The sequence below is a fragment of the Paenibacillus sp. 01T422 genome (assembly GCF_056398785.1).
On sequence record NZ_JBFTQB010000171.1, the window covers coordinates 1 to 8881 of the forward strand.

Consider the following 8881-nt stretch of genomic DNA (forward strand, 5'->3'; position numbering starts at 1 on the left):
TTGTCGTATACATAATCCCCGAAGATTAACTTCGGGGATTTTTTCCTTATTTTACCGTTGTAGCAGGTGTAGCTTGTAGGATGACGAATAGATAACGAAAATACAAAGTTAGGTGGTATGTGGTCATGAAAGTACTTGTTACAGGTGCCGCGGGCAATGGTGGCCAAGCTGTCTGCAGAGCGTTAGTTCAGGCAGGTTATGCGGTTAGAATGGCCGACATTATGCCTCCGAATGTGGACGATTTGAGAGATCTCGAATTCGTAAGATGCGACACGAGATCTCCTGGCGATGTACGTTCAGCGGTACAAGGAGTGGACGCGGTTGTTCATCTGGCAGCTTGGCACTGCGCACATAATCCACCTGTAAGCGATGAAACTATTTTTGCTGTGAATGTGGATGGCACATTTCATGTGATGGAAGCCTGCAAGCAAGCGGGGATTCAATCTATCGTCTACGCTTCTTCAATGGCCTATGGCTGGGGATCGGTCTACGGAGTCAGTAAAGTTATTGGCGAAGATTTGTGCAGAACTTATCATGAAATGACGGGGGCTTCCATCGCGATGCTTCGTTACCATGAGTTCATTCCTCGCCCCTACTTAGAATTCGGCGCACGCTTGCTTCGTAATGGTGTGGATAGAAGGGATGTAGCTGAAGCTACTGTTGCTGCTGTTAAAGCCGTTTTGGAAAAGAGTGTGGGGCTATTCCGTACAATTGTTCATACGAATCATGGTATGCCGATGGATGTCATTCAAGATTTTAAGGAAAAGGGTCCAACATGGTGCGAGTCGCAAGTTCCAGGTGCGATGCACTTGCTGAACAAATACGAGATCGAATTGCCGGAGCAGGTGGAACAACATGACCTTTCTGAGGCGGAAGAAATTCTGGGGTGGAAACCTCGATATAACTTCCTTGCGTTTATAAAAGACCTGAAAGCACGCGATGAGAAAGGTATCGATGTATCCAACTTGAAGGTACCTTCTGAAATTCCAACAATATGAGCCGTATGAGCCCTCCATAGAAATGAAAAAACCGGGACCCCATGTAACATGAGGTCCCGGTCTTTCATTTATCCGATAACAGTTTCAATAAACTTCTCTAACGAAGAAACATCGGTCAAGTTCTTATTACATTCGTGACCATTCATACATAAATAGTTCCCGACAGCTTTATAATAATCAGGTGTTGTGTGAGCCGGCCTTTTTTTGGAGATTGCCGTAAATAAAGCGAGTTCTTCATACTTATTGCATAAAAAACAAAAGCTTTTCTTGTTAGTGGGGGTATATTTGCCCTCTACACCAACGAATTGCCCGTTTAAATGATAAACAATGAACAACTTATTCGTGGAGATATCGATCCAGTTAAGATAAGTGACATACCGATAATCGATCTCTGATAAATCAGGCAGCTTTAGTTTTTTATTCTTGGGAAATAGTTTGAGAATCTGGTTTGCGCTAATTTGCGGAAATTCCACCAAATGAGGCTCTAACGCCTTCAAATGCTTTTGAAATTCATCGGCTGTTCGCAGCTTAAAGATAGCTTCCAGCATTTCTTTCTGGTTATCCGTAACGTCTGGAAATAGTTCAGCTATCTTCGATTCTGAGCTATATCGAACCGATTCCAATACTTTCGGATCTGCGTTCGTTCGGAGTGCATTCTCCAAAATTCCAGCTTGTTTTTTAATAAAATTGAATTGATGATTTCTTATAAATGGTTCACACATGAGGAACAGCCCCTTATTTTATAATCGTAAAAAGAATAAGGTGCAAAGCCAAATTGTGGAACCGATATATGCTCTATTAGGCGATATTCCTACTACTCATATCTCGCCCATGCAAAGTATCGCCTCCGAAACAGGCTTTGCATGAGACTGTGCCAATCTGGCAATCGCTTATTGCCATCGAAACCAACTCCTTTATACCTGCGATACTGTCTATTATAAGAAAAACAGCTCCGAATTTCAAAGGAAAGTCTAGTATAAGTAAAAATTACCTGATAAGAGACGAAGGAGCTCCATTGGCAGCTCCTTTTTGAAAGTGTCTAGACTATTTGTCGGAAGGGAACTAGGGTCCGTTATTTTCAAGAAAAGTTGAAATTTCCATGTGTAAGGGGAACTACGTTCCTCTATTTTGTCATTTTCACCTGAAAAACAGCGTGGACGCTGAATAGCACCCTACAGTTCCTCCTAGATGGGAGATTGCTCATTTTCCATGAAATAGAGCACTAACTAGCACTATAGTTCCCATGAGTAAAGGTTTAGACGGATTTGTTAATAAGTGATACGAGATTTGCTTCGGTTTCAAAATTAACGGTTCATTTCCTATATTGATCAGTGGGATTCCAGATTTTGATGATGAGTTTAGGTTTTGATGATTTATTGTATGTAAGGGTTTACATATGATGTGTGTATTGGCTTTTCACACTAGTTAGCAGTGATGCCTAAGAGTCCATGAGTTTCATGATTAAGAAGGGGGATGTAAGTTTGAACAAGGTATTCAAAGTATCTTTGCAGCGGAAGATCAGCTTGATGCTCGCAGCAACTTTAGTTTTCGCAGGTCTGCCAGCAGGTTTCTCCCAAGCTGATGCGATGGGTGAGGCGACAGGTACACCTGGTGGTGTGGATGCCAACTTGCTGAAATTGTGGCTGAAGGCAGATCCATCGAGTATGACCCTGAGCGGAATTGGTGAAGTAACGAAATGGAAGGACAGCAGCCCGCAAGGCAATGATTTCATCAATGACGGGACGGTTGGTGACAAGAGTCCGCGGACGAAGCCGAAGTATGTGGCATCCAATCCATCATTGAATTTCCAACCATCGGTACAATTCATCCGTTCAGGTAACGGAAGTCTCTTATTGGACCCAGACGGCTTGTTTGCACAGAATGAGCAGGTTGCACAGGCGAGCGCTTATGTGGTTGCGGGCGGGATTTCGTTATCCAATCAGACCTCACAGATCTTCTATGAAAATTTACAAGGAACCGGAAAGTTCGGGGCTTATATCCCTTYCTTTTCGAGTACCTCACAAATCCTATGGGATTCAGGTGCTGTTACATCTGGTAATCCACGTCTCACGACGGGTTATCAAGTGCCGCCTCTTTCATACAACAGTTGGGGCTTCCAGTATGAATCGCACCCATCAGTTTCTACTAACGTGTATCAAGCAATTACATTAGATGGACAAACAATAGCTAAGTCAACGCAGGCTCGCCTTGCAATGGTTGGCAACGGGAGCAACCCTATGTCACTGGGATCAGCGGTTACCGGAGGATCTGGTTATGATGGGCAAATCGGCGAGATGATCGTCTTTGGGGAGACGCTAAGTGACATACAGCAAGATCAAGTGCAAACGTACATGGCCCTTAAGTTTGGCACCCCGCTGAGAGGGAAGGATTATGTATCAGCCGGCCTGTCGCATCAAGTTGTATGGCCCGCAGCGGCTAATGCTGCATTTGGCAATAACGTAGCAGGGATTGTTCGAGATCAGCAAGGTGCACTGGCTCAAGAGTCAAGCCGAAGCAGTGAAGGCAAGGCAGCTTCTCAGGTTATCATCAGCGCCAAAGGAACTTTGGCAGATAAGCAGTACCTTCTCTGGGGAGATAATGGCAGCACGTCGCCATCGGTGCCTTACGGGACTGGGTTCAAGCAGTCGGCGCGGACGTGGAAAGTCCAGAATTCCGGCAATGTAGGGACCGTGCAAGTCGCTTTCCCGGAGGGGATGCTCCCGTTAGGAGGATTGCTGCTAACGAGTACAAGCGGTGATTTCAGCGATGCGGTACCGCATCCGTTGGCTTCAGTGGAACTTCATGGAGGAGTCTACTATGCAGCGGATACGGAGCTGGCAGACGGATCCTACTTCACCTTTGCAGAGAAAATGCCGGAAATCCAGCTAACTAGCCTTGATGTCTGGGCGGGCAGCCAAAAGTTAGGGATGAATCTACCATTTTCACCTTCCAAAATGGGCGGGTACGAGGTCACTGTCCCCCAGGATGGCAATCCTGTCCGGTTAGAGATGCAAGTTGGCGCCGGTATTGCGACGACAGTGACTCTGACGAATAACAATGGATTGAATCAATCCGTGAGTGATTTTGCCAATGTGCCGCTAGCACCTGGCCTGAATAAAATCGATATTCGTCTATCGAATGGTGATGCGATGAACACTTATACACTTCAAGCCTATAGGCTATCTGCCAAAGGAACGAATGGCCAAATACCGATGAACGCAAGCACGGTCACTGCCAGTTCCTATCAGCCGAACACGACGAATATTCCGGCGAATGTGGTGGATGGTATTTGGGATAATGATGTCCGCTGGTCGGCTTCGGGGCATGGCGAGTGGCTGCAGTTCGATCTAGGGCAACCAGAGAAGGTTACCTATTTGAATATAGCTTTCTTGAATGCGCTCGACCGCCAAACTCATTTTGAGATCATCGGTTCGAATCAAGCGGATTTCCAGAATCCGACCGTGCTGCTTCCCAAACGGACAAGCCGTGTGCTTAAAGTTACCGATGAGAGTATTCAGCCTTATGTGCTAAGTAATCCGGCATCTGTTCGGTATTTGCGGTTGGTTGGATACGGCAATACTGCTTCGGGAAGCTCGGGCAGTTGGAACAGCATTACAGAAGTTGAACTTTACACGGGGACTGCGCCTGAAGTAGAGGAGCCCACAGTGCCCAGCGGTCCGCCGCAAGCAGGAGATAAGCCAGTGGAGCCACTTCCTCCCGTTAAGGTGATCAAAGTCAATTCTTCGGAAGGCCTGCAGGCTGCGCTGGATCAAGCCACTAAAGGTACGACGATTGAATTGCAGAATGGTACTTATCAACAAAATGGTCCGTTCGTAATTAAGGATAGAAAAGGAACGGCTGCGCTTCCGATACGGATTGTTGCTGCGGAACAAGGCAAGGTAGTTATTGCTGGCGATAGTTACATGCATTTCGAGAATTCTGAGTATATCGAGGTTGAGGGGCTAACGTTCCACTCAGGTGGCGGAACGGAGCATGGTGAGGATACTCTGCGCAGCAGAGCGGTACCGGAAGACAGAATCGCTAGTATGAACGGCTTGCATCCGGGTGTGCAGCTGTACGATTCCAGCAATATTTCTATTTTACGTAATACATTTGCTTTGGATGAAACAGGTCAGAAATATCGTTTCACCAAGGCTGAGAACAACATCAGCAAACAAATCTGGTGTGTCATCGGCGTGGAGAAAAGCTGCCGTTATGGCGCCAATTATGACCCGAATGGAGCCGTCTACACCGGAGAAACATCACAAACGCCGAACTCTACGCTGCTTACGGACAGCGGGACTGACAGGCATTATATTCGGGTTGAGGGGACGAGCAGCCACAACCGTATCGCGTATAATGATATCGGACCGAAAACCGGCTTTGGGGCCGTAATCACGTATGATGGCAAAGACGCGGTATCACAATACGATGTGATTGAATACAATCATTTTCATGATATCGGCCCGCGAGTGACTAATGGATTGGAAGCGATCCGTCTTGGACTCTCCGGATTATCTTTGGCTCCCGGACATGTCACGGTTCAATACAATCTGTTCGACGGATTAAACGGTGAGGACGAAATCGTCTCGGTGAAGAGCAGTGACAACACAATCCGCTATAACACAATACTCAATTCATATGGAGGAATGGTTGCCCGCCACGGTCATCGCAACAGCTTCTATGGCAATTTCATCATCGCGGATGGCAAGAAACCGGGTACTAGCGGCTTCCGCATTTATGGCAATGATCACAAAATCTATAATAATTACATGGAAGGTCTTACCGATGATGCTGTTCAGCTGGATGGTGGCACGGAAGATGCTGGACCGGATGGGGGGACGAATCCGATTATTCGCTGGGGTACTGGGGCGAACGACTTCGCGGAGCTGAGGAGCCTTGCGCCCGAGAGACAGCAGGAGCTGTTGCGCGGACATTGGAGACAATACGATGTGCAGATATATAATAATACATTCGTAAACTTAGGCAACAAAGCGTCGGCGGTAAAAATTGCGCAACGCACGTTCCAGCCAACAGGAACACAAATTTATAACAATCTGATTTTCAGCAACGTTGGGACTATTTTCAATGAGACCAAAGATATCACAGACGCAGGCCGGCCCACTTATGTCGGCAATATGACCGACGGCCTTGCTGCGGTGGCAGCGAATGCTACTGTTGTAAGCGCCACTTACAAAGGGGATCTGAAGCTTGTTCGTGGCAGCGATGGATTAATTCGTCTATCGCCGTTAAGTCCTGCGGTTGATGCAGCCAAAGGTTCATACATTGCTTCAGATGATATGGACGGTCAGAGACGGATACATACCGCTGATGTTGGTGCGGATGAGTACGAACCGGCTAGTGAATTGGCACAACGTCCGTTGACTGCTGCTGACGTAGGGCCGACGGCTGGACGGAGCCTGCCAACGGAAGAGGGGACGCCAGACTTAAGCAGTTCCGACAATGGTTCGGCACCTGCGCCAACGCCTGTACCTTTGCCTAATCCGGTACCTGAACCAAGCAACCCGTTGCCTGGAAACCCGTCAACAACTGCACCGCCGCAGGAATCTTTCGCTGACGTGTCGAAACATTGGGCATCAGATGCAATTACTCGCGCTGCTGCCAAAGGCATCGTGAACGGCTACTCGGATGGGAGCTTCAAGCCTGACGAACCGATGACTAGATTGCAATTTGCGGCAATATTGGTTCGTGCTCTAGGCTTGAAGACTGAACCATCGAAACGAACATTTACCGATCAGGCAGATATTCCATCATGGGCGGATGGAGAATTAGGAGCAGCTCTGGAAGCAGGTATTCTTCAGGGATATGAAGACCAGTCATTACGGCCCAATGCCTCCATTAACCGGACTGAAATGGTTGTTATGCTAGTAAGGGCTTATTCACCGAAAGGGGATATCTCACCTTCAACCACGTTTAGCGACAGTTCGCAGATTCCAGCTTGGGCATTACCTGCGGTTTCACAAGCCGTTTCCTTAGGGCTAATCAATGGTCGGGAGAATCAATCCTTCGAGCCGTTCATTACAGCCACAAGGGCGGAAGCCGTAACAGTCGTCATGCGTATGTTGGATCGGCACTAGTTTCTGCTTATAAATGGCACATGGTATGCAGCAGATTTGGCCTCCCGGAATAATTTCGGGGCTGAACTGCTGCATTTGGTGCTTTATACAATCGAATGAAAAGGAGCTTGGGATTATGAACGGTACTTGTCAATTAGATAAAGAGAACTGGGGTCATTATTTGGATTTGAAAGCGATTATCCAGGAGGCAGAAGCTGCATTAACGTCTCCGATTGTACATATCACAGAAGCGAGAGCACTGCAAAGCCCCGGGAGTGCGCACGATTATTATTCAAACGGCGATTACTGGTGGCCAAATCCGAACACACCGGATAGGCTGCCGTATATTCGCCGGGATGGTGAAAGCAATCCCGATAATTTCCATGAACATCGAATCCTGCTTAGACGGATGCGGACTTTGGTCGCGTATTTGACTTCCGCTTACCGCATAACGGGAGAGCAGCGCTATGCATCGAAGGCGGTACAGCTGTTAGACGCATTTTTTCTAAACGAGACTACACGAATGAATCCGCACCTGCTTTATGCTCAGGCGATACCTGGTGTATGTGACGGACGAGGGATCGGGGTCATCGATACCCTGCATTTGATTGATGTGGCGGCGGCTGTTCATGTGCTGAAAAGTGAGGACACCTCCTTGCAGGATCAAAAGGTACTAGAAAAGGTCATCGTATGGTTCGCGGACTATTTGCAATGGATGAATGAGCATCCGCAAGGGGTGGAAGAAAGAAATGAACCCAACAATCACGGGATCTGCTGGTTCGTACAAGCTGCTGCGTTCGCGAAATTGACCGGAAACCAAGTTATGCTCGCTTGGTGCAGAGAAGAATATAAGAGCCGATTGCTCGTGGAACAAATGGAGGCAGATGGCAGTTTTCCAAAGGAATTATCTCGTACGAAGCCTTATGCCTATTCCTTGTTCACGTTGGACAATTTTGTAACACTAACTCATATTCTTTCTACGCCAGACGATAACCTATGGGAATACCAGCTTTCAGATGGTCGAGGCGTTCGGAAAGGAATCACTTTTCTTTTACCGTATTTGGAAAATAAACAATTGTGGCCATATGGGGCTGATGTAGAATACGATGAAGACTGGCCGGTTGCGATGTCGTTCTTATTGCTTGCTGGGCTTGCATGTGATTCCCAAAGGCTGATTGCTTTATGGAGAACGCTCGATCAAAATCCACGACAGGATGAAGTCAGACGAAATATGGCAATCCGGCAACCGCTGCTTTGGCTATGAGTTGTCATATCGACAAGACGGTTCCACATATTTTCGTTATAATAATTGAAAGCAGTTACATCATGGCGATAAGGGGTTAGTGCTAATGAAGTTTAATCGGATCCGGTTCAATAAACGCAGTGTTATCGTTACTTGGCTTACATCTTATATTTCGGTTCTTCTCGTTCCGATCATCATTAGCGGAATTTTATATGCGGCGTCCTGGCATGTAGTCGAATCGGAGGTGAATCGGGCCAACAATAACGCACTGAAACAGATGGAATTGGCGATCGACAACAGCCTAGGCGGTATTGAGCGATTAAGTTTGGAAATTTCGCTCAATAAACAGGTGAACGCTTTTATCAATACTTCACAACCGCTTACGGATAACGATTATTACGATTTAGTCACGATATCCAATGATTTGCGGGTCTATCAGACTGCGAACGAGTTCATTGAACAAATTTATCTGTATTACAAAAATAGTGACACAGTCATATCCACGCGCAATCGGACGGATAGTCGCCAATTATTTCAAATGTTGGATGGACAAACCCTTAAAG

4 protein-coding genes and 1 pseudogene are annotated in these 8881 nt (G+C 46.9%); 4 read left to right on the forward strand and 1 reads right to left on the reverse strand.

Annotated features, from left to right (window positions below):
• Positions 1–125 precede the first annotated feature (125 nt).
• Positions 126–998 (forward strand): NAD-dependent epimerase/dehydratase family protein, encoded by an 873-nt coding sequence (locus AC1DUA_RS12105; RefSeq protein WP_477499989.1) that lies wholly within the window; start codon positions 126–128, stop codon positions 996–998.
• 68 nt (positions 999–1066) lie between these two features.
• Here AC1DUA_RS12105 and AC1DUA_RS12110 read toward each other — a convergent pair whose 3' ends face one another.
• Positions 1067–1720: a FusB/FusC family EF-G-binding protein gene (locus tag AC1DUA_RS12110; RefSeq protein WP_477499990.1), complete on the reverse strand. Its 654-nt coding sequence runs from the start codon at positions 1718–1720 to the stop codon at positions 1067–1069.
• Positions 1721–2479: 759 nt separating this feature from the next.
• Here AC1DUA_RS12110 and AC1DUA_RS12115 point away from each other — a divergent pair.
• The 3 genes and pseudogenes from AC1DUA_RS12115 to AC1DUA_RS12125 all read left to right on the forward strand — a co-directional run.
• Positions 2480–7096 (forward strand): chondroitinase-B domain-containing protein, encoded by a 4617-nt coding sequence (locus AC1DUA_RS12115; protein ID WP_477499991.1) that lies wholly within the window; start codon positions 2480–2482, stop codon positions 7094–7096.
• Between the two features lie 115 nt (positions 7097–7211).
• Positions 7212–8339: an alginate lyase family protein gene (locus AC1DUA_RS12120; RefSeq protein ID WP_477499992.1), complete on the forward strand. Its 1128-nt coding sequence runs from the start codon at positions 7212–7214 to the stop codon at positions 8337–8339.
• Between the two features lie 85 nt (positions 8340–8424).
• Positions 8425–8881 (forward strand): annotated as a pseudogene (locus AC1DUA_RS12125) (helix-turn-helix domain-containing protein); the annotation flags it as partial.

Excerpts from the sequence above, each read along its gene's own strand:
- AC1DUA_RS12105 (WP_477499989.1), top strand. The coding sequence starts at position 126 with ATGAAAGTACTTGTTACAGGTGCCGCGGGCAATGGTGGCCAAGCTGTC.
- AC1DUA_RS12120 (WP_477499992.1), top strand. The coding sequence starts at position 7,212 with ATGAACGGTACTTGTCAATTAGATAAAGAGAACTGGGGTCATTATTTG.
- AC1DUA_RS12110 (WP_477499990.1), bottom strand. The coding sequence starts at position 1,720 with ATGTGTGAACCATTTATAAGAAATCATCAATTCAATTTTATTAAAAAA.